The organism is Streptomyces sp. NPDC001914 (assembly GCF_042891215.1).
Lineage (GTDB): Bacteria > Actinomycetota > Actinomycetes > Streptomycetales > Streptomycetaceae > Streptomyces.
In genome coordinates this window covers 18,691-42,534 of sequence record NZ_JBIASW010000028.1, presented here as the reverse complement: position 1 = coordinate 42,534, position 23,844 = coordinate 18,691, and the positions used below count along the sequence as shown (strand labels likewise).

Annotated in this window: 20 protein-coding genes and 2 pseudogenes; 13 read left to right on the top strand and 9 right to left on the bottom strand. The window is 67.9% G+C overall.

From position 1 onward, the window contains the following. Positions 1-477: 477 nt before the first annotated feature. On the top strand, positions 478-1,359 hold the full coding sequence (locus ACFYYF_RS39865) for a hypothetical protein (protein ID WP_388783955.1): 882 nt from the start codon (positions 478-480) through the stop codon (positions 1,357-1,359). A 114-nt stretch (positions 1,360-1,473) separates the two neighbouring features. Here the strand turns inward: ACFYYF_RS39865 and ACFYYF_RS39860 are convergent, their stop codons facing one another. Both ACFYYF_RS39860 and ACFYYF_RS39855 read right to left on the bottom strand, forming a co-directional pair. Continuing rightward, positions 1,474-2,046: a winged helix-turn-helix transcriptional regulator gene (locus ACFYYF_RS39860; RefSeq protein ID WP_388783952.1), complete on the bottom strand. Its 573-nt coding sequence runs from the start codon at positions 2,044-2,046 to the stop codon at positions 1,474-1,476. Positions 2,047-2,070: 24 nt separating this feature from the next. Beyond that, a complete protein-coding gene (locus ACFYYF_RS39855; protein WP_388783949.1) occupies positions 2,071-2,925 on the bottom strand; it encodes a hypothetical protein in 855 nt (284 codons plus the stop codon). 102 nt (positions 2,926-3,027) lie between these two features. On the opposite strand from ACFYYF_RS39855, the gene ACFYYF_RS39850 reads away from it, so the two are divergent. From ACFYYF_RS39850 to ACFYYF_RS39840, 3 genes are read left to right on the top strand one after another with little or no spacing between them, the layout of a single operon-like run. Beyond that, positions 3,028-3,324, top strand: coding sequence for a multiubiquitin domain-containing protein (locus ACFYYF_RS39850; protein ID WP_388783946.1), 297 nt, complete (start codon positions 3,028-3,030; stop codon positions 3,322-3,324). Further along, positions 3,224-4,483, top strand: coding sequence for a ThiF family adenylyltransferase (locus ACFYYF_RS39845; protein ID WP_388783943.1), 1,260 nt, complete (start codon positions 3,224-3,226; stop codon positions 4,481-4,483). The genes ACFYYF_RS39850 and ACFYYF_RS39845 overlap by 101 nt, the downstream gene beginning before the upstream one ends. After that, positions 4,480-4,905 carry a DUF6527 family protein gene (locus tag ACFYYF_RS39840; RefSeq protein ID WP_388783940.1) on the top strand — a complete coding sequence of 142 codons (426 nt, stop codon included), beginning with the start codon at positions 4,480-4,482 and terminating at the stop codon, positions 4,903-4,905. The genes ACFYYF_RS39845 and ACFYYF_RS39840 overlap by 4 nt, the downstream gene beginning before the upstream one ends. 291 nt (positions 4,906-5,196) lie before the next feature. Here ACFYYF_RS39840 and ACFYYF_RS39835 read toward each other — a convergent pair whose 3' ends face one another. After that, complete coding sequence (locus tag ACFYYF_RS39835) at positions 5,197-6,264, bottom strand: DUF6083 domain-containing protein (protein ID WP_388783938.1); 1,068 nt, start codon at positions 6,262-6,264, stop codon at positions 5,197-5,199. A 337-nt stretch (positions 6,265-6,601) separates the two neighbouring features. On the opposite strand from ACFYYF_RS39835, the gene ACFYYF_RS39830 reads away from it, so the two are divergent. The 3 genes from ACFYYF_RS39830 to ACFYYF_RS39820 all read left to right on the top strand — a co-directional run bounded on the left by ACFYYF_RS39830 (position 6,602) and on the right by ACFYYF_RS39820 (position 11,315). After that, entirely contained in the window at positions 6,602-7,579 is a 978-nt protein-coding gene (locus tag ACFYYF_RS39830) for a hypothetical protein (protein ID WP_388783935.1), read from the top strand. A gap of 974 nt (positions 7,580-8,553) precedes the next feature. Continuing rightward, complete coding sequence (locus tag ACFYYF_RS39825; RefSeq protein ID WP_388783933.1) at positions 8,554-10,668, top strand: hypothetical protein; 2,115 nt, start codon at positions 8,554-8,556, stop codon at positions 10,666-10,668. Between the two features lie 8 nt (positions 10,669-10,676). Continuing rightward, positions 10,677-11,315 (top strand): hypothetical protein, encoded by a 639-nt coding sequence (locus tag ACFYYF_RS39820; RefSeq protein WP_388783930.1) that lies wholly within the window; start codon positions 10,677-10,679, stop codon positions 11,313-11,315. A 141-nt stretch (positions 11,316-11,456) separates the two neighbouring features. Here ACFYYF_RS39820 and ACFYYF_RS39815 read toward each other — a convergent pair whose 3' ends face one another. Further along, a complete protein-coding gene (locus ACFYYF_RS39815) occupies positions 11,457-12,218 on the bottom strand; it encodes a hypothetical protein (protein WP_388783928.1) in 762 nt (253 codons plus the stop codon). A 66-nt stretch (positions 12,219-12,284) separates the two neighbouring features. On the opposite strand from ACFYYF_RS39815, the gene ACFYYF_RS39810 reads away from it, so the two are divergent. After that, entirely contained in the window at positions 12,285-12,683 is a 399-nt protein-coding gene (locus tag ACFYYF_RS39810) for a hypothetical protein (RefSeq protein ID WP_388783926.1), read from the top strand. A 44-nt stretch (positions 12,684-12,727) separates the two neighbouring features. On the opposite strand, the gene ACFYYF_RS39805 is transcribed toward ACFYYF_RS39810, so the two are convergent. After that, entirely contained in the window at positions 12,728-12,925 is a 198-nt protein-coding gene (locus tag ACFYYF_RS39805) for a hypothetical protein (RefSeq protein WP_388783924.1), read from the bottom strand. A gap of 123 nt (positions 12,926-13,048) precedes the next feature. On the opposite strand from ACFYYF_RS39805, the gene ACFYYF_RS39800 reads away from it, so the two are divergent. Beyond that, positions 13,049-15,676, top strand: a complete 2,628-nt coding sequence (locus tag ACFYYF_RS39800) for a tetratricopeptide repeat protein (RefSeq protein WP_388783921.1) — start codon at positions 13,049-13,051, stop codon at positions 15,674-15,676. A gap of 129 nt (positions 15,677-15,805) precedes the next feature. On the opposite strand, the pseudogene ACFYYF_RS39795 reads toward ACFYYF_RS39800, so the two are convergent. Continuing rightward, positions 15,806-16,310 (bottom strand): annotated as a pseudogene (locus ACFYYF_RS39795) (IS5 family transposase); the annotation flags it as partial. Positions 16,311-16,604: 294 nt separating this feature from the next. Between ACFYYF_RS39795 and ACFYYF_RS39790 the strand changes: the two are divergent. From ACFYYF_RS39790 to ACFYYF_RS39780, 3 genes and pseudogenes are all read left to right on the top strand, one after another. Further along, positions 16,605-17,162 carry a hypothetical protein gene (locus ACFYYF_RS39790; protein WP_388783918.1) on the top strand — a complete coding sequence of 186 codons (558 nt, stop codon included), beginning with the start codon at positions 16,605-16,607 and terminating at the stop codon, positions 17,160-17,162. 329 nt (positions 17,163-17,491) lie between these two features. Next, positions 17,492-18,196 (top strand): annotated as a pseudogene (locus ACFYYF_RS39785) (ISL3 family transposase); the annotation flags it as partial. A 535-nt stretch (positions 18,197-18,731) separates the two neighbouring features. Beyond that, complete coding sequence (locus tag ACFYYF_RS39780) at positions 18,732-19,052, top strand: transposase (RefSeq protein WP_388784000.1); 321 nt, start codon at positions 18,732-18,734, stop codon at positions 19,050-19,052. 181 nt (positions 19,053-19,233) lie between these two features. Here the strand turns inward: ACFYYF_RS39780 and ACFYYF_RS39775 are convergent, their stop codons facing one another. From ACFYYF_RS39775 to ACFYYF_RS39765, 3 genes are all read right to left on the bottom strand, one after another. After that, positions 19,234-19,821, bottom strand: coding sequence for a hypothetical protein (locus tag ACFYYF_RS39775; RefSeq protein ID WP_388783915.1), 588 nt, complete (start codon positions 19,819-19,821; stop codon positions 19,234-19,236). A 192-nt stretch (positions 19,822-20,013) separates the two neighbouring features. Next, complete coding sequence (locus tag ACFYYF_RS39770; protein WP_388783913.1) at positions 20,014-22,005, bottom strand: tetratricopeptide repeat protein; 1,992 nt, start codon at positions 22,003-22,005, stop codon at positions 20,014-20,016. A 257-nt stretch (positions 22,006-22,262) separates the two neighbouring features. Continuing rightward, positions 22,263-22,742, bottom strand: coding sequence for a hypothetical protein (locus tag ACFYYF_RS39765; protein WP_387303181.1), 480 nt, complete (start codon positions 22,740-22,742; stop codon positions 22,263-22,265). Between the two features lie 19 nt (positions 22,743-22,761). On the opposite strand from ACFYYF_RS39765, the gene ACFYYF_RS39760 reads away from it, so the two are divergent. Then, positions 22,762-23,808: a recombinase family protein gene (locus ACFYYF_RS39760; RefSeq protein WP_388783910.1), complete on the top strand. Its 1,047-nt coding sequence runs from the start codon at positions 22,762-22,764 to the stop codon at positions 23,806-23,808. Positions 23,809-23,844: the final 36 nt, after the last annotated feature.

The window sequence follows — 23,844 nt, the reverse complement described above, 5'->3', positions numbered from 1 at the left end:
CCCTGCCGACACCAAGAATTCAGGGCTCGGCAAAGCCCCGAGCTGGCTCACTGCGGTACAGCGTGCAGGACTAGGTCCTGCGGGTTTACCACCGCTCCCCCGGTCACCCTGTGTCGGGGGCTATACCGGCTTCGCAATGGTCTTCCTGGCACCCCAGACATGACGTCGGGCCGCCCAGGGAGCGGACAGTCCGAGCTTCCGCTCGGGCTGAGATTGCTGGGAACGTAGCACAACTCGCCGCTGCCACTTTGCTGTTGTGGCGCTCCTACCTTCCCCTGTGCTAATGCCCGATCACCCGTCCTCAGTTGCCTCTCCTGCCACACGGCCCGCGGTCGCCGAGGTCACCAGCCCGCTCACCCCCAGCGACCGGTGAACCCCGACGGCAACGCCAGGAACCAGACAGCATGCGGCGTCGCCAGCGTCAGGCCGGTCAACGCGGTCTGTCGGAAGGCCGGTTGGGATATCTAGGCTCTTTCCATGTCGAAGCAGCAGCGGGGCAAGAAGCACCGGACACCGCAAAAGCGGGTCCCCCGTCCCTCCGTACCGCGTCCGCGCAGAGCGGCTCCGGCACTGCCGGGGAGCATGGATCACATGGCGCGGATGCTGGAACACGCCAAGCCGGACCAGCTCGTGGAACTGGTGCTGCCCTTCCTGTGGGTGGCCCTCTCCGACGGCCGCGCTCCGGCGAACATCTGCATCGATGCCTGCCTGACCCTGCGCAACGCCTACGGCCAGCTGGGAGTACGGGCCGAACTGCTGCCGGTCACCGTGGCCATCCGCAAGAAGAACGGCACCGGAACCGTGTACGGCTCCCTCACACCGAGCTGGACGGGAACATCGTGGAACGGACACTGCGCCCTGGTACTCCCCGACTCCGAGCGGTTCGTCGACCCGACGATCGAGCAGTTCGACGAGGTCCGGAAGATCGGTATGGGCCCGATGGTCGGCAAGGTGGCCATGTCGAGCCGCCCCGACTCGCTGGTGGAGCCGGGGACGCAGGTGATGCTGCAGCGTGGCGACCTGGTGCTGACGTACACCGTCGCCGCTCCCCAGGCCCTGGCCTCCATCGTGGAACACCCGCAGGCGATCACCCACGCCGACGGCCACCGGCGGACAGGGGTGAACACCGCCTCCCTCACACTGGCTGCCCTGCGCACCGAGGGCGTACGCGACCGGGCGATGCAGGCACCCCACCCGAGGCTGCACGCTCTGCTGCAGGCCATCGGAGACGCCCCCTACGAGTCGGACGAGGCGCAGGACGTGCGGTTCTGTCTGTCGGATCAGAGCGGCCAGGAGCAGTGGCTGCGGCTGGACGAGATCCCGCTCCCCCCGGACACACCCGCCGCCTGGCCGCGTTGAGGATCAAGGAGCAGCACGAAGCCCCGAAACCATGACCCCGGCGCTTCGCTTGTCCGGACCGGGGCCGGGTCGTGATGTCCATCAACCCGTCTGGTCTCTATATACGAGAGCAGATCAGTTGGTGCGTGTTGGCCGGGAGAGGCTGTAGGTGAATTCCTTGCCACCTCGATCGGGTCCGCTTCCACGTTGACGATGGAGGGCTCCAGCTTCAACAAGTCTCTTGAGCCGATTGTTGGCGTTGGGCAGCGAGATGCCAAGCGTCTCCGCAAGTTGGGCTGTCCGGAACTCGCCGAGCTGGCGTGTCTGGGCGTAGGTGTCGGCGAGGACGGCGGCGTCGCCGAGGAGTTCGTGTGTGTCGCCGTCGACAGCGATCTGCTTGCGGCGCTCGAGGCAGACAGTGACCCCTTCGCGGGTCTCTTCGTCCAGTCCAGTCAGTTGGACGCCATCGGCAGGGATGTCCCCTGCGGCCAAGTGGAGGTAGAGCTTGCCGAGGAATTCATCGATGAAGCTGTTGGTCATGGCTTCGACGCCGCCGAAGTCGATGGTGAGCATGGCGACTGGAGCGGCGGCGGTCAGTCGCTCTTCCAGGTACCGGCGCGCTCGGTCGCCGGCGGTCCTGGTGGCGAGAAACGGGCCGTGCTCTTTCACCGGGTAGGTGAGCAACGTTTCACGTTTCTGCGGTTTCATTTAATTCATTGAAGCACAGTTGGTTCAGGGTCGGTACGACACTCTCAGCCACGACCAGGTCCCCCGCACAGGGACGCTGGTGGGGGTAGTGCGCGTGACAGAGGCGGCGTCGGCATGTCGGCCGGCGCGCAGCAGGCCGTCGCCGCTGCGCAGGACGAGACGGGTGGCGGCAGTGTCGCTGGTGTCGGACAGCAGGTCGGGCAGGCCGTTGCCGCGCGGTTCGCGGGTGCCGCTGACGCCGCGGCGCAGTGCGTGCTCGAGGGCTTGATGGCTGGTGTCGATGTGGGCATTGTCGGGGTTTCCGAGGAGATGGCTGAGGACTCCTATGCCGGTGTCGCAGACGGCTATCTCCAGGCGGCGGTGGCCGGTGGTTTTGCCGCTGTAGGCCTGGGCGGCAATGAAGGCTCCGCATGGGCCGGCTCCGTGACTGACGGCATTGTCGATCAGCTCACCGACGCCTTTGAAGACTTTTCGGCCGTCGCGGGCGCCGAGGTGGTGGATGGCGATCCGCCCGAGCCTCTCGCCGACGGTGTCGGCGGTCTCCGGCTGCAGGGGAGTTACTTCCAGCAGGGTGGTGGATCGGTCATAGCGGGTCTCGTCCGGGGTGCCTCCTTCGACCCGGGTGGCGTGCGGCAGTACGGCGAGCAGGTCCATGCGCTGGATGTAGGCAGTCACGTCGGGGGACGCGGGCAGCAGCAGTGCGGTGTCGGTTCCCCTGGCGGCGTGGGCGTGGGTCGAGGCGGCCACGGCGGTCAGGTCGAGGGGCCCGGCAAATAGCAGGCGGCGGGCGTCCAGGACGAAGCGGCTCGGGTCCTCGGCTCGGGCGACGGCGAGGTTGTCCCGGAGCAGAGGGTGTCGTCCGGCGAGTTCCAGTTGCACAGCTGACCAGCATGCCAGGCGTTCGGCTGCGGAGGGGGTTCATCCGTTCGGACGTGTCCGTGCAGCACCCGCCTCACGCGTGCTACGGTTTCACTGACGTCAATGAAACCGAACGGAGACATCATGCAGGACACCACCGGCTCGGACACCACCGGCCACCCCCGCACGTACGAGATCGTCGTCAACGGCAGCAAGCGGACGGTCACCACTGAGGTGGTCACCTTCGAGCAGGCGGTCTCCCTCGCCTTCGCCCAGGTGCCCACCGGCCCCAACGTACTGATCACGGTCAGCTATCGGCATGCCCACCAGAAGCCCGCCGAGGGCACCCTCACCGCAGGTGCCGGCGTGCACGTCAAGAACGGAACGGTGCTCAGTGTCACCGCAACTGACAAGTCGTAGCCCCGATCTGAAGCGCTTGGCGGACGAGGGGTACGAGGTAGAGATCCGCTCCGGGATGCTGCTGGTGCACCATGTCCCCTACCTGGACCGCGATCGCACCGTGCGGTACGGGACCCTGGTGTCGGAGCTGTCCCTGTCCAATGACGTGACTGTGGCGCCCAACACTCACGTGGCCATGTTCACCGGCCTCGAACCGTGCGACGGTCTCGGGCAGCCCCTGGAAGCTCTCATCAACAGCCGGGGCCGGCAGACGCCTGCACTGGATGTCGAGATCGACTTCGTCTTCTCCAGCAAGCCAGCCGCTGGATACCCGGACTACCACGCGAAGATGACCACCTACATCGCCATCCTGGCCTCCCCTGCCCAGCAGTTGGACCCAGAGGCGAGCGCGACGACCTTCTCCGTCCCTGGCGTCACCGGGGAAAGGTCCGTCTTCCGCTACGCCGACACCGCCACCAGCCGGGCCGGCATCGGCACGGCCGCGGCACGCCTGGCAGGACATCGCATCGCCATCGTGGGTCTGGGCGGCACCGGGAGCCACGTCCTCGACCTCGTCGCCAAGACGCACGTCGCCGAGATCCACCTCTATGACGGCGACGTCTTTCTGCAGCACAACCCCTTCCGCTCCCCCGGCGCCACGGCTCCCGAGGACCTGGCCGGCTCCCCCAACAAGGCCGAGCATTACACGGCTCTCTACTCCCGCATGCGGGACGGTGTCGTAGCCCATCCGGTCCGTGTGGGCGACACGAATGTCGGTGAACTGCGTTCTTCGGATTTCGTCTTCGTCTGCGTGGACGACAACGGCGCGCGCCAGCTGATCGTCGAGCGCCTCGAACAGGACCAGGTCGGGTTCATCGACGTCGGGATGGGCGTGTACGAGACGGACGACGGCCGGCTCTCAGGCTTGGTCCGAGTCACTGCCAGCACTCCGTCCCGGCGGGAGCACGTCCACCGCAACCAGCGCATCCCGCTCGCCGACGGATCCGGTCCCAACGCCTACGACCGCAACATCCAGATCGTCGACCTCAACGCGCTCAACGCCGTCCTCGCAGTCATCAAGTGGAAGAAGCTCCAGGGCTTCTACCTGGACCTGGAGGAGGAGATGCACAGCGTCTATCAGATCGACGGCAACGTGCTCACCAACGAGGACACCCCGTGAAACCGGTCCGCCTCACCCACCGCTTCGTCGACTACATCCCCGAGCACCTGGAACGCGGCGTTCTGTACGTGTCACTGACGTTCACAACAGCGGTCCATCTGTGCGCCTGCGGATGCGGCAGCACCGTCGTCACCCCGCTCAGCCCCACCGACTGGTCCCTCACGTTCGACGGGACAACCGTCAGCCTCTCCCCCTCCGTCGGCAACTGGAGCTACCCCTGCCAATCCCACTACTGGATCCGTCGCAACACCGTCTCCTGGGCCAGCCGCTTCACTCCGGCGCAGATCGCCGCCACACGCGCACGCACCGGACGCACCGACTCCCCTCCTGCCGAGCGACCGCCGCTGGCCGTCCGCATGCGTCGCCGCCTTCGCCGCGCGCTGGATCGTTCCAGTACTCCTGGTCCCGAGGGACGGGAGTAAAGCGCGCGGGGTCGTCGGTCGGCACTGGTACAGCCCAACTCCTCAAGGAATTCGGTGAGTAGGCTGTCGCCGTCAGAGCGTCGCTACCCTCCACGCCCTCGTCGCATAGGCTGATCGTCCTCTTTGTGTGAGCGAGCGCAGCGGAGCTGCATTGTCCCTGGACGCCATGGGCGCCCGCGTCTCCTTGCCCGAACTGCGGCGCAGCCGCCTCCGTAACGACCGACCGCGGGGTCCGCAGACACAGTGACGGTCCACCGCCGATGATCTTGTCTGGTCGGCCCCAGCGATTGCTCACGCGGGGCCTTCCTCTGCGGATGCCTGCCACTTGATATGAACGCGCTCACGGCGTGCGCGAACCGGTTCGCACGTCCAACACAGCCAACCCTCCGGCACCGGCGCGGCACTGGCATTGGTGCAACCGGCTGCAGCGCACGCCGTACGCTGCGGCCGCCGGGGAATTCTGGCCGCCCTCTCCTGTGCGTCCTGTTTCCGCTCCTCCGCGGCCATCGCCGGCCGCTGGCGCACGATGTGCTCCTCGTGGCGCAGCGGACTGAAAGCAACCCATTGCGCCGGTACGGCATCGGCCGCGTATCCGGATGCGTGGTAGGGGCAGCGCTGCTTCATCCATCGGTTGTACTCGTCGGGAAACAGGGCGTGGAGCCCGTAGACCCACATCGTCGTGCCCGCCCACAGCACGTCTTGTCCGGCCCTTCCCGGCAGGTAGGGGATCTCTACCTCTTCCCAGCGGCCCTCCCCCTGCGACACGAGGTCCTGGCAGCGTTGCCCTGTGCTGTCTGCTCGCGCGACGCACTGCAGCGCCTCGACCCGGCCGGCTCCCAGCCACAGCATGCTGTTGTACGCGACCACGTGACGAACGTCCTCAACCTCTTGAACATGCTGGTCGGCAACGTCCTCCTCACAGCGAGGCGGCAGCAGATCCGGAATGAACTTGCCGGAGGCGATGAGTTCATCCGACCTCTTGCGGAACCTGGCCCGAACGTCGGCAATCGGCCCCGGGACCTCGTCATCGTGCGTCACCTGGGGGCAGAAGGCCGGATGCGGGACCCAGCACGTGGCCTCCCCCGAGTCACCGTGGAACGCGACACCGCCGCTGACGTGCCACCTCATCCGAGGAGGGACCAAGGCAGACGGCACCTGCTTCGGCACCATGGGAATGCGTGTGCGGTTGTCCCGGTCGAAGTACATCATCGACAAGCCGCAGTAGCGGCACTTCGCCACGGCGTCCTGGCGAAGAGTGGTCGAGAAATTCGAACGGTGCAGCCACATCGACCGGCCGACGGCCACTCCACGCTGGTCATCGACCTTCGGAGTTCCGTCCCAGTAGAAACGATCAGACACGATCCTCTTCTACCTCTGGGAGGCTCCCGCACCAGTGATTGATCCATTCGAGGGCGCGGCCACCGGGACGGTGACAAGCAGCAGCGCGCTGAACGCAATCCTCAGGCGTGCGGTCATCGTGATGGGCGGTCGAAGCACTGGCCGACGCAGGCTGCTCTGCCGTGTCGAGGCTCCTGCACGCACCGCCCCGGGACGGTCGCACGAACCACTTGCCGCCCTGCCGCCCCACCGATGCCTTTGTGTACAAGCTCCGCGAAAGGGCCGGAAAGCGCCGCGTCAGCCGAAGCCTGCACGGGGAGGGATGGGCTGGTTGACCGGTCAACTGCGAGGGGGCTGCGTGGCACGGCGGGACTTCGAGAAGATCCTGGGCGAACTCGGCGACATACGACAGGCGGTGCACGACTCTTCCACCGGACTCACCGCGCTGCGCAAGGACCAGGAAGACCTGCGCCGCAAGGTACTGGAAACCGTCCAGCAGGGCACCGCAGGGCTGCGTGAGGAGAACCGGGAGCTGCGGCGCCGCCAGGAGAAGATGCTCACCGACCTGGCGGATACCCGTACCGGGGTCGAGGCGCTGCGGCGGGAACTCGCGCAGGCCTTCTCACACATCGTCGGTGCGCCGGACCCGGCGCGTGCAACAGAGCACGGGTCGTCCTTGGAGCTGGTGGAGCGCGAACCGCGGCCGCTGGAGGTGGCGGACGTCGACACGGGTGACGGGTGGAGGGAAGAGGCAGTGAACGAGATCTCCGGCCCAGTCGGTGAGCGTGAGGAAGAACAGCCGGCCCGGGACGGGCTGCCGGAGGCTGTCACGGTGCCGGCATCGACCCCGCAGGTCTCTGCGGTGGACGATGCCGGCCCGGCGGGGCCTTCGGCAGGCTCAGCTGCTCCGGCCTCGGGGGATGGCGGACAGCAGCGCAAGCAGGACCGCACGCAGCACCTGGAGAGTGTGCTGCGGGCTGCGGGCATCGCCTCGGCCCGCGTGGTCTGTCATCGGGACACGTGGTCGTTCCTGATCGAGCAGACCTCCCAGCACCCCCACTTCCGGCTCCCCGATCGCATCACCGACCTCGACGACGGAATGATCGAAACATCCTTGTCCGGCCGCTCCGTCCTGGCCGTCCTGGTCACCATGCGCACAGTCAGCGACGACCACGCCGCAGCCGACGAAGACATGGCTACCTGGGCCCTGGCCTGCGCGGTCTACCAGCGCACCCGGCTCGCCGTCACCGACACCACGCACACCCGGCCCGACGGGGCCCAGGTCACCACCATCGTTCTCGACGACCGCCCCACCACCACCAGCCAGCCGGCCTGACGCCTCCCGCCCGCCGGTGCGGCCACATCCGAGAGCGGTCGATGCGCTGCATTCCCTCCGGCCTTCGTCCGTTCGGGAACCGTGTCTGCCGACGCTGGAGATCGTTCACCAGAGGTCGCGTACACGGGCCCGAACCTGATGCGCGAGCGCTGAGGACTCTGCTTCCGCGCCCGGTCCAGAGTCCTCAGCCATAGCCCGGTCCCTGTAACCGCTCTGGCAGGGGCCGGGCTACCCGGCACACGCGGTTTCCCCGGCCGGCGCAGCTTGCTCCCGCCCTCAAGCCCCGCGCATGGCAACGGCAACTGAACGGCCTCAGGGTGCTCGACGTGCCGCCGCCAGACGAGCCCGCGCTGGGGCCTGCGAACGGACGGCGGGCATGGTGGCGGTGTTGCTGGTGGTGCCGCTGGCCGGTGAGACAACGGGGCCGCTTCTACACCGCGACGCCTACGGGCCACAGGTCAGCAACCTGAGAGCGTGGTGGCGGTGGGAGACAGAGATCCGGGCCTCACCGGTGGTCTGCCAGGCCAAGCTCGAGGGCGGTGCCGGTAAGACGGCTACATGCGGAAAGTGATCTGCGGGGCGGGGAGACGGGCGAACTCAGCGGCCCGTTCGGGGTAGACCATCCCGAGGCCAAGCATGGTGAGCAGATGCTCGCAGGATTGATTCAGGGTGCTTTCGAGGGTGACCGGCTCCCACGCCCAGGTGATCGGCCGGTTCCTGTGCAGCGAGACCGGGTTGGTCCCGTCGTCGGCTGTTGAAGCGCGCCGGCGAACCGAACGCCATGGTGCCGGTCGCTCGTACCTCGAGGACTCCCACTGCCGAGCTGTGCTCGTGCATTTGCCGCCCCTAGAGTCCACAGCCGAACTCCAAATGGGCCTACCGGGCTTGGACGTGAGGCGAGGGCAATGGCTGGTCTCACAGTGCTTCTGCCGGATTTCTGACGTGCTCGCCCCTGGTTCTGGCAGGGTGATCGGATGAACCGGGATCAGGCCTATCAGGGCCGCAGCGTCATGTGGGGCACGGTCCTGCCGTCACGCGTCGCATACCTGATTGAGTCCGGAAGCGCCGATGGCTTCCGCACTGCCGTGCAGACATCGTCGGCCCGCTGGGGCGGGGTCTGCGAGCTGATCATCGAGGTCGATCCTCTCTCGGGTGTGTCAGCAGCAGCTCACGACCTCGCTGGCCGCGCCAGCCTGGAGGCTGCTGTACGCGTCGACGTCGCAGTCGAGTCCGCCGTCGCAGCGGCGGAATACCTCAATCTGCCCCTGATCGACCTCGAAGACATCGAGACCGATCCTCGAACTGCCTACAGCTACCCGCTCACAGCTGTCGCGGGCGGCGACCCGCTGCTCGTCGCCCAGGAGAACGGCCCGATCTGGCAGGTGGCCGCCGCGGGCGACGTCACCGATCAACGGTCCTTTCGCCCCTGGGTGCGGCGCCCCCGCGACGGCTCCGAGATCGGATTCGCCCAGGACAGACCTCACCAGACGCTTCTCGAGGACGGCTCCTGGCAGTTCGAGGAACACGCGACCGACAGCATCGAGAACACCTCCGCCGTTATTTGGCTGGTGAGCGAGACCCATCCGGTCCCCGACTGCATTGAGTTCTGGAACCTGCGGGCCCTCAGTCCACGCGCGCGTGCGACCCGCATCCCGGTCTTGCTGATCCCCTATCCCGAGGTCGAGGCCTGGCATGCGTACGACCAGCATGTGCGGGGGCTCTTGGGTCGCCCCGGCGACCGCAGCGTGGACGTGGTGCTGCGAAGCCACAGCGTGCCCGAGCCTGAGATCCACCGCATCGCGTCCTCCTGGGGGTTGGAAGAACTGCCGGGCGATTCCATCAGCTTCGGTCTTCCCGCTCCCTGGGCCGGCGGTGCAACGCGTAGCGCCCCGTTCACCTACCGGATCGGTACGGATCCCTCTCCATGGCTGGCGGCGCGGCGGCAGTGGGGACGCCAGCAAGACCTGGACGTACACGTCTTCCTGGACCGCCCCACGGGGGTCCGCTTTCGCTCCCCTGTCAGCCTGTCACAGCCGGCCCAGGTGCTGGTACGGCTGGCAGGAGAGGCCCTGGACGGCCTACCGCGCCACCCGCAGACGGCCAGCAGCATCCACCCACAGGCGCGTTGGCACGGCGCTGAGCTCGAGATCGGCGTCGTCACGGACAACGACGTCGTTCTCGAACTGAACATCCCCTCCCTCGAAGACGCCACGATGCGCTTGCTGAACAGCCTCACGGAGAAGTGGGAGCTGTCCGACAAGGGGCGGCTGGGCGCAGCCATGCAAGCGCAGGAAGCCCCGGCAGCTCTTCTGGAACCGGGCCTGTACGACGTGGTGATGCAGCTGTTCACCCCGCGCAGCAAAGAGCTGGCGAAGGAATTGAAGCGGGCTATCGCCAGCGGCAGTGACGAAGCTGCCGTGCTGGAACTCGCCCGGTCCTGGGGTGGGCGTGCACGTCGGCGCTATCGCAAAGTCGCCGACATCAATCTGCCCGGCCTCCCGGCGGCCGAGCTGAGCGAGAGGCTCTGTGCGCTGGGCTGGGCTGAGCGAGGGCTGGAAACCGTCTGCGCCCGATGCGGCGAAAAGTCCTTCGTCCCTCTCTTGTCATCCACACCCGACGCTTCCTGCCCGGGCTGTGCAACGCCAGCCCGCTACACGGCAGACAAGAACGGCCCTCTCACCCACTACCGGCTCGACACCTTCGTGGACCAGGCAGCCGACCAAGGCGTCCTTCCTCACCTCATGGCCATCGGCACTCTCCACCGCGCGAAACCGCACTCCTCCTTCCTCCCCGGGGCCAACCTGTGGGTCAAGGGACATCCTCAACGCGAGGTCGACATCATCGGCACCCTCGACGGCCGCATCCTGGCCGGAGAAGTCAAGACCAGTCCCGGCGACTTCACTGCAGAACAGATCGCCCACGACATCGCCACCAGCGCGAGCATCGGAGCCGACATCCACCTGATGGCAGCCATCCATCCCATCAGCGAAACAAGCCGAGAACTCGCCGAAGCGCAATGCACCGAGCACAACATGAAGCTCCTCGTCCTCGACAACCTCCGCGAGCCGACCACCTCCAACGAGCAGTAGCCACTTACATGGAGAACACCACGAACCTCGCAACCGAGGAAGAACTCCCCGCCCGCTACGAACGTGTGTGGGACACCCTCATCCCCGCCCGAGCCGACTACCTGGCCAGCATCTCACCGCACTACGACGAAATCTTCCTGGAAGTCGCCCACCGGGCACAGCTCGCCGGCAGCCTCGGCAAGATGGACATCGCGGCACTGGTGGTATGGAAACGCCTCTCCGCACAGACCCCGTGGGTGTCGGCCCTGCTGTCCCTGCCCGATACCCACGTCCGCTCAGTCACCAAACGAGCAGTCGCCGCAGTCCGCGACACGGCGCCCCGTGGTGAAGCAGCCCGAACAGGGCGCGCCATCATATGGGAACTGCCCGGCTTCCGTACCGGCGACGCCCTCGCATCCGCCGTCCTGACGGCAGCAGCGCCCACGCGGATGGCCGTCTACGACCGCCGCGTCCAGCACGCCCTGGACGGTCTCGGCCTGACCCTCACCCGCGCACCGGGACGCTACGGCCGCTACATGCAACTCCTTGACGACCTCCTCCAGCACGGCGGAGCACGCGCCACCGGATGGACTGCACGCGACATCGACACCGCCCTGTACTGGGCTGGCGGCAACCCGGACCAGGCACCGCCGTCCCGTTCCGCATAGACCACACGAACCCCCACCAGCGTTCCGCGCCAATCAACCGGCGCTGGCCCCGAAGAGCACGCGTACGCGCAGGGGTGCGAGGGCGGCGTCTGCAAACCATCACCTGGCTCCCCCGTCCTGACAGGACGCCGTCACTCGAGCCTACATCTGTAAGTGAAAGCGGGGTGGCACCGAGTGGAGCGCAGCGATGTCCTGGTAAGAGCGGGTGTAGCGGGTGGCGGTGTTGAAGGTGAGGCCGAACAGTTCGCAGATCATGCGGGCGTCCCCCGCGGCCTTGGCTTCGTCGACGAGGCGGTCGGCGCGCAGGAGGTGACTGGAGGAGGGGTAGCGGCGGTAGAGCCAGGGAAGGCTGACCGGCGTGGTGGAGACCGCGGTCTTGCGGGTGAGGAACAGGTGAGGGTTGGCGGTGTACGGCCAGGTCGCGGCGCGGTGGGCGAGATAGGCGTGCAGGCGGGCTGTGACCGGGTCGGCGAGCAGGACGGTGCGATCCGGCAGATGGAGCCGGCTCTGGTCGAGGTCGCGCAGGCTGTCGAGGGTGAGGGTGCGGATCTCGGTGGTGCGCAGGGCGTGGAAGGCGAGCAGGGCGGTGACGGCGGCGCGGGCCGGGTCGGGTGAGGTCAGGGCTGCGCGGATCGGGTCGGGGTCGGCGGGCAGCGGGATGCTGCGGTGGAGGGTGCCAACCCGCAGATGCACCGCGGGATTGCGGGGTGCGCCGTGGTGGGTGTGCAGAAAGGTGAAGACGGTGCGCAGGGCGGAAGCGGTGTCGGTGTAGTCGTTGCCCCTCAGGCGGCAGGCGTCCAGGTTCTGGCGGAGCTCGGCGGCAGTGACGTGGGTGAGGTCGTCCAGGCCTGCCGCGGCGAGGCGGGTGAGGACGGGCAGGGCGAACTGCAGGTGGTGGCGCATGGTGGCCGGGGAGCCAGCCAGGCAGCGGGGCGGCTCGGTTCGGCCGTGCAGGCGAGTGGTGAACCAGTGGGCGACCTGCCGGACCAAAGGCGTGAGGGCAAGGCCCAGGCGAACCTGCTCCTGGCCCAGGCGTTCGCGGAGATCCTCGACGCGGAGTGTCCGGCCGAGTGGCGCACGAGCGAGGGTGTGCCAGACGTGCCAGCGCTCGTCGAAGCGTGCGACGACCGCCGGTACGTGAGCGTGAAGGCCGACGAAGGCGAGGAGCTCGATCCCGCGGATGCCAAGGCTCGCCTCGCCGCGAACGGGAGAGCTGTCGATCTCGCGATGCTGTATCTCCGCTACTGGCACCCGCGCCCCGAGCAGCTCGAGGGGTTCGTCGCCGACGCCCGCCGGATGACGCCGCTCATGGTCGACCACGTGTGGGGTGCGCTTTGGATCGCGTGCACGGCAGTCCGCGCACTGTGACCCAGCAGGACAACGCTGTGCCACCGAGCCGATCGAGAATCGGCTCAGGTGAACAGGGCGGCGAGGACCTCGGTCACTGTGGCCGCGAGGGTGATGACTGCGGCAAACGCCGTGGCGGCGCGGATGATCGCGGTGGGGTAGGTGGCGCCGTCCAGACGGGCGAGTTTGCCCGCGCCGGCCGCGGCCAGCAGCGCGACGACGATCACAAGGGCGATGGTCAGCAGAACAATGGCGACGACCACGGAAGGCTCCCTATACACGATGGGCTGTTGATGTCGTTGAAGGTCGCCTAATCGGTGTGCGTCGTGGTTCGCCCGGACAAAGATGAACACCGGTGAACACACCTCGGGGGCGGGGGGCAGGACGTGCACGACGGACAGGACGGCGACGATCCGGCTGCGGCACTGACCGAGCTGCGCAGGAGGCTCGCCGACGGGCTGGCCCTGGCCCGGCTGAGCCAGACGCAGCTCGCCGCCCGGGCGCACTTGGGGCGTACCACCGTGTGGGAGGCGCTCTCGGTGGGCAAGCCGGTGCCTTCCGCGGAGACCGTGGCGGCCCTGGCTTGCGCGCTGAAGCTGCCAGCAGCCGACTTGCTGGAGCTGCAGCGGGCCGCGGCCGAGACGGCAAGACGCGGGCTGACGAGTCCGATCGGGGAGTGCTCCGGGCGCACACCCCGTACCTCGGCCGCGCTGCAGCGGGTTGAGGTCACCGCCGGCGCACCAAATCGTTCGCAGTTGTGGCCACACCGGGTGGGAGTGCTACCTGTGCTGGCGAACTGTCGGCAGGAGCGTCCCGCTGACCGCGACCTCGACGCGTTCATGGCTTCCGGCAGGGGAACGGCCGTGGTGTGGCAGGTTTTGTCGGGGATGGGTGGCGTCGGCAAGACGCAACTTGCCGCAGCTCTTGCTCACCGCACGTGGCAGGCAGGGGAAGTCGACTTGCTGATGTGGGTGACCGCTGCGTCCCGCGACGCGGTGGTCATCGCCTACGCTCAGGCCGCTGCCGACATCACTGGACTGCAGGACGACGACCCTGAGCAGGGGGCGGCTCGCTTCCTGGCCTGGCTGTCAGAGCCGCATCACAGACGGTGGCTGATCGTGCTGGACGATCTGCAGAATCCTGGGGACCTCAACGGGCTGTGGCCTCCCGCTGGCCCTTCGGGCCGGACGGTGGTCACCACCCGTCGCCGGGATGCTGCCTTGTTGAGTGGGCGGTACGTCGTGGAGGTGGGCCTGTTCACGCCGGGGCAGTCAGCGGCCTACCTGGGCGTCCGGCTGAGCGCCAACAGCGATCTGCCCTCCGATCACGACAGGCTGGCCGAGGATCTCGGGCACCTGCCGCTGGCATTGGCCCAAGCAGCCGCCTACATCCTCGATCGGGGCTTGTCCTGTGCCGAGTACCGGCGCCGCCTGCGCGACGTCCGCAGGCGCCTGACGGACCTAGCTCCCGAACCCGAAGCTCTGCCGGATGAGCACCGGGCCACCGTCGCGGCCACGTGGTCACTGTCCATCGACCACGCCGACACCTTGACCCCGCCAGGGCTGGGCCGCCCCGTCCTGGAGCTGGCAGCACTGCTCGACCCCAACTCGATCCCAGCCGAGATACTCACCACGAGCGTGGTCACCGCTTACCTCCGCAGCCGGCGCAGTTCTCAGGAGCCCGTCGAAGCCCACGATGTGCGCGACGTGCTGCACGGCCTGCACCGCCTCAGTCTGCTCACGCTCAATCCGGTCGGCCCGACAATCCGGGTGCACGCCCTGATCCAGCGTGCGGTCCGCGAGTCTGCGCACCCGGAGCACGCCAACTTGTTGGCCACGACCTTGGCCGACGCCCTGGTATCACTCTGGCCAGACATCGAGTGCGACCCTTCCCACGGGCAAATGCTACGAGCCAACACGGCGGCCCTGCGCGCCGCCGCAGAGCCGGCCCTGTGGAACACCACAACAGGTGCCCACCGCGTCCTGTTCACAGCCGGCACCAGTCTGGGCGAGTCTGGCCTGGTCTCGGCGGCCGCCGCCCACTACAGCGACTTGGGCTCCACGGCAGCACAGCGGCTTGGCCCCGAACACCCTCACACCCTCGCCGCCCGCGCCGGCCACGCACGCTGGCAGGGCGAGGCCGGGGACGCCTCGGGCGCCTTAGCCGCCACCGAAGCCCTGCTGGCGGACCGACTGCGGGTACTGGGGCCCGACCACCTCGACACCCTCACCACCCGGCACAACCTGGCCTACTGGCAGGGTGAGTCCGGTGATCCCGCAGGGGCGGCGACCGCGTTCGATGCTCTGCTGAACGACATGGTGCGGCTGCTGGGCCCCGATCACCCCGACACGCTTACCACCCGCAACGACCTGGCCTGGTGGCGGGGAAAGGCAGGTAAACCGGCTGAGGCGGCCGCGGCGCTGCAAGCGCTGCTCGGTGACCGGCAGCGGGTACTGGGGCCCGACCATCCGCACTCGATGATCACCAGGAACGACCTGGCCTGGTGGCAAGGGCTCGCCGGTAACCCCAATGCCGCCGTCGACGCGTTCAGGGCCCTCCTCCCCGACCTCGTGCGAGTGCTGGGCCCCGACCATCCACGCACCCTGACCACCCGCAACAACCTCGCCTGGTGGCAGGGCGCAGCCGGGGATCCCAACGGCGCACTGGCCGCCCTGGAGGAGGTCTACCTCGACCGGTTGCGAGTGCTCGGCCCCGACCACCCCCACACAATGATCACACGAGGCAGCCTCGCCTACTGGACAGCGATGGCAGGTGACCCGGACGCTGGGATCACGGCCTTCAAGGCACTCCTAGCCGACCGGCTGCGGGTGCTCGGCCCCGACCACCCGCACACACGTGCCAACCGCCGTCAGATCGCCTACTGGAGCAACTACCCGGGTGACCAAACCGCCGCCGGAACCCTGCTGAGCGACATGGTGCAGGTACTCGGCCCCGACCACCCCGACACGCTCACCGTGTGGAGCCACGACTCCACGCAAACCTCGCCACCCTGAGGCGTCTGAAGAACGAGACTGTGACGAATGGCAATGTGAGCACGCTCGAACACTCGGCCATCGTGTCGTCGTGGGTGGACACCAGGGTGCCGTCCACGATCAGCACGGCGCCCTTCGCAAACCGTGGAGGCGGCAGCCGGACAGCCAGGACACAGTCCGTTCCACGACCGGCGGTGCCGGCCCAGGCGACGGGACGACTCGATGCCTTTGCGGGCGAGACGGTGCCGGATGCCTCGAGAAGCGAGCCATCGCCGCAGGTGGCGGTAGTCGTAGCCCTTGTCGCCGTGCAGCTTGGCGGGCCGTCAATATCGCGGGCCGCGACGGGAACGGATGGGTGGGATGCCACGTGCCAGCGGGAGGAGGGCCTGGCTGTCGTGGAGGTTGGCGGCGGAGATGCCGATCGACAGGTGCAGGCCCTGGCAGTCGACGATGAGGTCGATTTTCAATCCCTTCTTGCCGCGGTCGGTCGGATTCGGTCCTGTCGGTTGCCCCCTTTGAGGGCCCGGACGCTGACGGAGTCGATCGCGCACCGCGACCAGTCCAGCTCGCCCAAGGCGCCGAGTTCGTCCAGGACCAGGCGGTGGAGCTTGGCCCATACCCTGGCCTCGGTCCACTCGGTGAACCGCCAAAAGGCCCTCAGGTCAGCCTGCTGCCGATCATTGAGACTAACCGGAGGCCGGCAGGGCCATAGCCCTCAACGCCCGTGCCGAACATAGTCCAGCTGGGGCCTCACCCACCTCGATGCGGTTCTCGTCGAGACCGTTGGCGATCCGCAGACAGTCCCCGGCGAAGGCAAACTCCACCGCCACCGTCCCAGCCGCCAGGTCACGCGCTCGCCTAGGGAACACCCAGAGCAGCTACACGAAGAAGGTCACCAACTATGCATAACTGACGGTAGTGTCGTGGGCACCGACGTGAGGGGGATCTGATGAAGGTGACCGTGTTCCAGTTCGAGGGAACTCCTGAGGAACTGGACGCCTCGCAGGTATTGAAGGAGCTGGCAGTCCCATACCGTGGCCCCGTTTCGGTGGCCACCGAAGACGGCACGGACGGTGGGATGCTGCCGGCCCGGATTCCGGGAGTAGCCGACGAGGGACAGGAAACGGTGCGTCAGCTGCTGGGCCGCAGCCCGGCTCCCGGCCTGTTCGTCCGGTTTCTCGAAGAGACGACCCGGTGGGACAACGTCGGTGTCTACGGCATCAAGCGCAAGAACGCACTGCCCGACGCTCCTCTGGACTACAGCCGCTACCTGCGCCTGCGCCGGCAGGGATCCCAGTTCGGCGGCTTCGCCTACGTCTACGCGGAGTACAGCACCATCAATCTCCGGCTCAACTACAGCCAGCAACAGCTCGACGAGCTCGGCATCAAGTCCGCCCGGACCCTCACCACCGGGCACCGGGAATACCGCGTCAGCGTCGACCTCACCGACGAGACAAGCCTAGCCGACGCCCTTCAACTGGCCGAGCTCGCCTACAACGCCACCTGAACGCAGAGAGTCCGCAGCCCCAGACCAACAGGAAGAGCTGGCGTGGAGGTACGACCTCACCAGTGAGAAGCCGTCGACGCGAGCCTCCGGGCCATCGAACTGTCCACCCGAGCGAGGGCTCCGGACTCAGGTGATCATGGTGACCGGTACCGGCAAGACGCTCCGTGTCGACGATCACGTAATTCGGCTCTGGCGACGATCACGTGACGTGCCCAGGTCGATGCCTCGTGGCACGCAGGGCCCTGTGTGATCGGGGAGGATGACCGGCGTGCTTATCGCGGTGTGTTGACGACCTGTTTCCGCATCTGAACGCTGTTGCCGTCGATCGGATGAAGTCCGACGGGGTGTCAGTAACGTTGTCCGTGCGGTCTTCCGCGTCGGTCGTGGCGTGTTCCGGCTGCGGATCGAAGTCCTCGCGAGTCCACGGTCGCTACCGTCGTTCGCTGGCGGACTCGCCGGTTGCCGGGCGCGGGGCGAAGCTCGTGGTGACGGTGCGCCGCTTCAAATGCGTCAACCATGCGTGCTCCCAGACAACGTTCAGTGAGCAAATCCCGGGCCTCACCATGCCGTTCTCCCGGCGGACGCCGACGCTGACCAAGGCGCTGGTGTCGATCGCGCTGGCGCTGGCCGGCCGTGCCGGATCCCGGCTCGCCACTCAGCTGGGCATGCCCTGCGGCCGCGATCTGCTCATCAAACTGATCCGCGAACAGCCTGTGCCCGAGGTCCCGGCGGTGACCGTGCTCGGCGTCGACGACTTCACAATCCGGCGCCGGCACTCCTACAACACCATCCTGATCGACATGGAAACGCACCGGCCGATCGACGTGCTGCCGGACCGTGAGGCCCAGACGCTGGCCGATTGGTTGACCAGGCATCCCGGCGTCAAGATCGTGTGCCGAGACCGTGGCGGTGCCTACGCCGAGGGCGTGCGAGCCGGCGCGCCGGACGCTCTGCAGGTCGCGGATCGCTTTCACCTGTGGAAGAACCTCTGCGAAGCGGCGCAGAAGACGGTCGTGGCACACCACGGCTGCCTACGTCAGACAGTTCGCGCCGAGGCCGAGGTCCAACCCGAGGAGCACGCGCCCCCGCCGGAGATCCCCGGCCCGCCGAGCCGGGACTACCCGCTGGCCGCCCGGACCCGACAACGCCACGCCGACGTACAGGAATGCCTGGCCCGCGGCTTGTCCAGGGCGGCAGTCGGCCGCGAGCTGAACCTCGACATCCAGACCGTGCGCCGCTTCGCCGACGCCACCACCGTCGAGGAACTGCTGGCCAAGGCCGAGAACCGGGCCAGTCGACTGGACCCGTGGCGCGACGTGGTCAACCAGCGCTGGAACGCCGGAGTCACCAACGCCCAGGACATCACCGCCGAACTCCGCGTCCTGGGCTTCACCGGCAGCGTCCAGATCGTCCGCCGCTACCTACGGCCGCTGCGTCCGCACGGCGACGGACGCAAACGCGGCCCCGGAGAGTCCGCGTCGACCACCCAGGCGATCCCCAAACCACGCCAGGTCAGCCGATGGATGCTCACCCACCCCCGACCACCTCGACCAGGACGACGCGCTCGGGCTGAAGACCGCAGTATCCAGCTGCGAGCATCTCGAACGCCTGCACGACCACATCCGCACCTTCGCTGCCATCATGACGCAGCGACGTGGCGCCGATCTCCCAGGCTGGCTGGACACCGTGGACGCCGACGCCCTCCCGGCACTGCGCACGCTCGCCACCGGCTTGCGCCGAGACCTGGACGCCGTCATCAACGGACTGACCTTGGAACACAACTCAGGAGCAGTCGAGGGCGCCGTGACACGCATCAAGGCCCTCAAACGCCAGTGCTACGGGCGAGCGAACTTCGACCTTCTCAGATTACGAATACTGCTGACACCTTGACCACGTCACGTGATCGTCGCCAGAGCCGAATTGGGCCCAGGCGGTCACCCAGTGGCTGCCGGCCTGGCAGGGACGGCTGACCCCGCACCCGCTCCGGAACTTCTGTGCCTCCCACCTCTACGCCCGCGGGGTGGTGTCGGCGTACACGTGAACGTACACAGCCGCGTACGGATGAACGTGCTCAATACTTGATGCGGTGAGGTCGGCGCCTCGACAGTCTGCTCCTGTGTCTTCGGGGTGGCAGAGAGGCGGCTGACAGTGGTTCTGGACCCGCATCGCTGGCTGGAGTTGAGGCGTTTCCGCGGCCTCCACAGTCGACGATTGCGCGGGACCAGTACTCGCGGATGACCGCCAACTTCTCCTCGAAGTCGGCATCCCACCACCTGCTGGTGAAGACGCCGGGAACCGTGAGTGCCCGTCCATGGACCCGCACGGCGCACACGTCCCACCACTCAGCACTGCGGCCTTGGTGGCGCCGCTTCTCAATCCGGGCGATCTCGGACCACGGGACCGATCTGCGACTGACGAAGGTGCGGAACTCCATCCCATTCGGCGTGAGGTGCGTCCGACCGTATCCACGGTTGATCATGTAGAAGAACCCGACCAGCCAGAACCCGCCGACGCCGCCAACCCACCACCATCGATCCGCCGCCCGCTCAGACAGTGCCACCGCCACCGCCGCGCCGACGCAGACCAGCGTCAAGTACCCGGTCCACCACCAATTCATCCGCCGGGCAGCGGCGTCGAGACCGATCCATATGCCGGGCACGCCCGTGATGCTACAGACACCAGATGGAACCCGTCATCGCCTCCGCGAGCCCAGGAACACAAGCCACCCAGACCACAGTCTTGACTATTACTCGCCCCGGCGACCACGCACAGTGACATCAAGATCGGCCTCACCGAGGAATAGGTACCACCTCAACATGCGGGCCTACCAGTCGCGAGGCCGTGCTACGGGTCAGGTATGCCCGTTACTTCCGGGCGAACAAGCGCCGTCCTTCTCCTTCCAATGGGCGAGAGTGCGCCGGGCAGTCCTGGTGAGAGGGTGATCTTCACCGAGCACTCGCACCGTGTCCTCTAGCAGTTCAGCGAAGGCTGCCGCAGCCCCCACCGGATCCCCTGCCTCTCCCCGCCAACAGGCGAGGTTCCCCCGGGCGGCGAGAGTACGAGGGTGATCTTCACCGAGCACTCGCACCGTGTCCTCTAGCAGTTCAGCGAAGGCTGCCGCAGCCCCCACCGGATCCCCGGCCTCTCCCCCCCAACGGGCGAAGTTCTCCCAGGCGCGAAGGGTACGGAGGTCCTCTTTACCCAGCACCCGTCGGCGATCGGCGAGCAGCTCCTCCAGGGCAGTTGAATCCCCCATCTCTCCTCGCCAGTAGGCGAAGTTGTGGCGAGCGGTCGAGGTGTGAGGGTGGTTCTCTCCCAGCACTAGCACCATGTGCTTCACGAGCTCCTCGAAGACGGCCACGGCTCCGGCCACGTCGCCTGTCCGCCCCCACTGGCAGGCGAGGTTGTGCCAGGTGGCGAGGGTGTAGGGGTGGTTCTCTCCTAGCACCCGCACCATGTGCTCCACAAGCTCCTCGTAAGCGGCTGCAGCGTCGGCAGCATCCCCTGACTCACCCTGCCAGTGGATAAGCCCGTGCCGGGCGGCGAGGGCGTCGGGGTGGTCAGTACCGAGGTGTTGGCCGATAGTTTCGGCGATGTCCTGGTAGTGGTCGCGGGCTGCGGTGGTCTGCCCCGTCTCGCCGAGGCTGGCGCCCATGCGGTACAGCACCGGATGGGCGTCCGGTTTGTACAGGGCTGGGTCTGCGTGGTGGGCCAGCGCTTGTGCGTTGGCGCGCAGGGCCTGGGCGAGGGCGGTGTTGCGTTCGATATCGGGCCAGACCGCGAGGAGGGCGTCGCCGGCGGTACGCGCGCTCTGGTGGTGATGGTGGGCAGCAAAGGTGTCACGGACGGCGCGCTGGATGAGCTGGTGCACGCGGACGGTTCCGTCGTGGGAGCCAGGGGTGTTGGGGGTGTGATCGATGAGGCTGAGCCGGTGCAGGGCCCGCAGGGCCCTTCTTGCGTCCCGTACGGAGACCGGGGCCGGTTCTCCGGCGGGTGCCGGGCCGGTGCGCGTGCGGTGTGCGGTGAGGTAGGCCAGGGCGGGGCTGCTGGTCAGGACGTCCTGGGGGATGCCGTTCGCGTCGAGCATGGCGGTGAGCTGGAGCATGGGGCGGGCCAGGCCGGCGGGGCGCAGGGTGTCGGCGCGGTCGATGCACAGGGACCAGGCTGCAGCGACGGTGGTGGTCTGGTCGCCAGGCAGGGCGTCGGGGGCGGCATCGGCGAGTGTCGTGGTGCGGTCGGCCAGCAGTTCCTGGTAGGTGGCCGCATTCTCGCCGGAGTCGATGAGGTAGGCGGCTGCCTGGGAGAGAGCCAGCGGCAGGTGGCCCAGGTCTGCGGCGAGGGCGGCGAGCTGTTCGGCAGGCTCGTGGCGGTGGCGGGCGGCCAGTTTGGCAGTGAGGTAGGCCAGGGATTCGGCCTCGGTGAACAGACCGACCTCGATCAGCTGTCTTCCGCTTTCGGTGAGGGCGTCGTCCCGGCGGCGCGTGGTGACCAGGGTGCGGCCGTGCGGGCTGGTAGGCGGCCACAGTCCTTTTAGATCCGTCGGGTCGGTGACGTCGTCCAGGACCACGAGCCACCGGCAGGGCCGTTCCTGCGATTTGGGTTCCAGCCAGGACAGGAAGGACCGCGCCGCCTGCTGCGGATCTGATGGGCCCGCGCCCAGCACCTCCATGCCGGCCTGCGCGTACCCCGACGCGACCGCGGTGGCGTTGTCGGCGGTGGTCCACACCAGCACGTCCACCTCGCCGTTCTGCCAGGCGGTGCGGGCGTAGTCGGCGGCGAGCTGGGTCTTGCCCACGCCTCCCATTCCGGCCAGCACCTGTCCTGCCGCAGGCTGCTCTCCCATCAGTACCGCGGTGTGTCCGCGGTCCAGCGCTTCCCGCAGCCGTGTGCCCTCCGCCCGGTTCTGGAAGCACCGCGCCCGTGAGGGGATCACGCCGACCTGGTGCGGCCACGATGCCGGCGGGCGCGGCGCGGCATGGTGCTGGTGAACCTCCCCGATGATCTCGGCCGCGACGCTGCGGTCTCTCGCGGTGATGCTCTTGCCGCTCGTGGTGGGGGCCGGGCCGTCAGCTGGGCTGCTTGTGGTGGTGCCGGGTACGGTCAGCCCTTCTCCGGGCCCGGCACCGAAGGGGTTCCGAGGGACACGTTCCCCATCCTCAGTGCGGCCGCCGATCCGTGGTCGGCACGGATGTCCACGTTCCCGCCGATGGCCTGCCCGTCGCCGGACGCCGACACGGCGCCCGTGCGAGCCTCTGCGGCCTTCAGGTCCTTCACCGCACGCTCCATGGCGTCGGCAAAGCTGCTGTCGTCCTCGGCCGCGTCCTGCAGCGCGTCGGTCAGCCGCCGCCGCGTCCGTTCGGTCGGCTCCTCACCGCCGGCCGCGGCCTCCTCTTGCGCCCGCTCCAGCGCCCGCTCCAGAACCGGGTCCTGCCCCAGCCTGGAGCTGATCAGATCGTGCAGCCGGTCCATCCCGGCGTCCAGCCCGCGGTCGACCTCAGTGTCCGCTCGCCCCGCCACTCGCCGGGCCTTGCGCACCAGCCACGCGAACACGTACCCGGCCGCGATCTCTACGCCCGTCATCCAGCCCCCTCAGTCCACAGTGACAGCACGTCAGACCGTACCCGCACCCCACCCGGCCGAGACGCGCCCCAGAACGAACGGTCAAACCCGAAACCGTGACGATCACAACCCGCCTCCACCCAGCGTCAAATCATGTGACACCAAACCGCACTCGCTGCATCGCTCCTACTCGACCGCCAAGTACCACACCCCCCGCTTCGTACTCGTCCCCGCTCTCCGCGAGGAACTCGAAGTCCTCGTCCCCGCCGACCGCCACCCCGGCCGCGCGTGGAAGCAAGGCCCGGCGCTCGCCGTCGTGCCCGCGCCCCGCACCGAGCGCCCGGTCCGCATCGGGTACGCCAGGACGTCGACCGCGCGGCAGGAGCTGGCGAGCCAGCTCGAAGCCCTGCACCGGGCGGAGTGCCACAAGGTCTTCCAGGAGCAGATCAGCACCCGGGTGAAGATCCGGCCCGAGCTGGAGAAGGCGCTCGCGCTGGCCCACCAGTTCAAGGAGGCCGCCCCCGGGACGCCCGTCATCCTCACCGTCCACGAGCTCAAGCGCCTCGCCAGGAACGCGGCCGAGCTGATGACGCTGTCCGCCGAGCTCCAGGCCGGCGGCATTCAGCTCGAACTCCTCACCGGGATCTACGTCCCCAACGGCATGGGCGCCATGTTCTTCGCCGTCCTGGCCGTGGCCGGGCAGATCGAGCGCAACTACATCCGGGAGAAGACCCTCGAAGGCCAGGTCATCGCCGCGTCCAAGGGCAACCACGGCGGACGCCCGAAGGTCATCGACGACGACATGCTCACCTTCGCCGTCGCGCTCAAGGACAAGGGCGTCCCCGTCCCCGAGATCGCGAAGAAGCTGACCATCAAGACCGGGAAGAACGCGGGCAAGTCCCCGTCGGTCGCCTCGCTGTACCGGGCGCTCGCGGAATCCGAGGAAGCCGCGGCCGACGACGGCCTGCCGCTGCGGCCCACGCCCGTACGCATCCGCCGGCCCGAGGACCCGCTCACCCCCGAGGAGATCGACCTCCGCGAACGGCTCCAGGCCCAGCCCCACCCGAACGCCGAGACCTGCAGCTAGATCCTGTGATCGTTCTAAGCGCCAGCGGCTGTACCG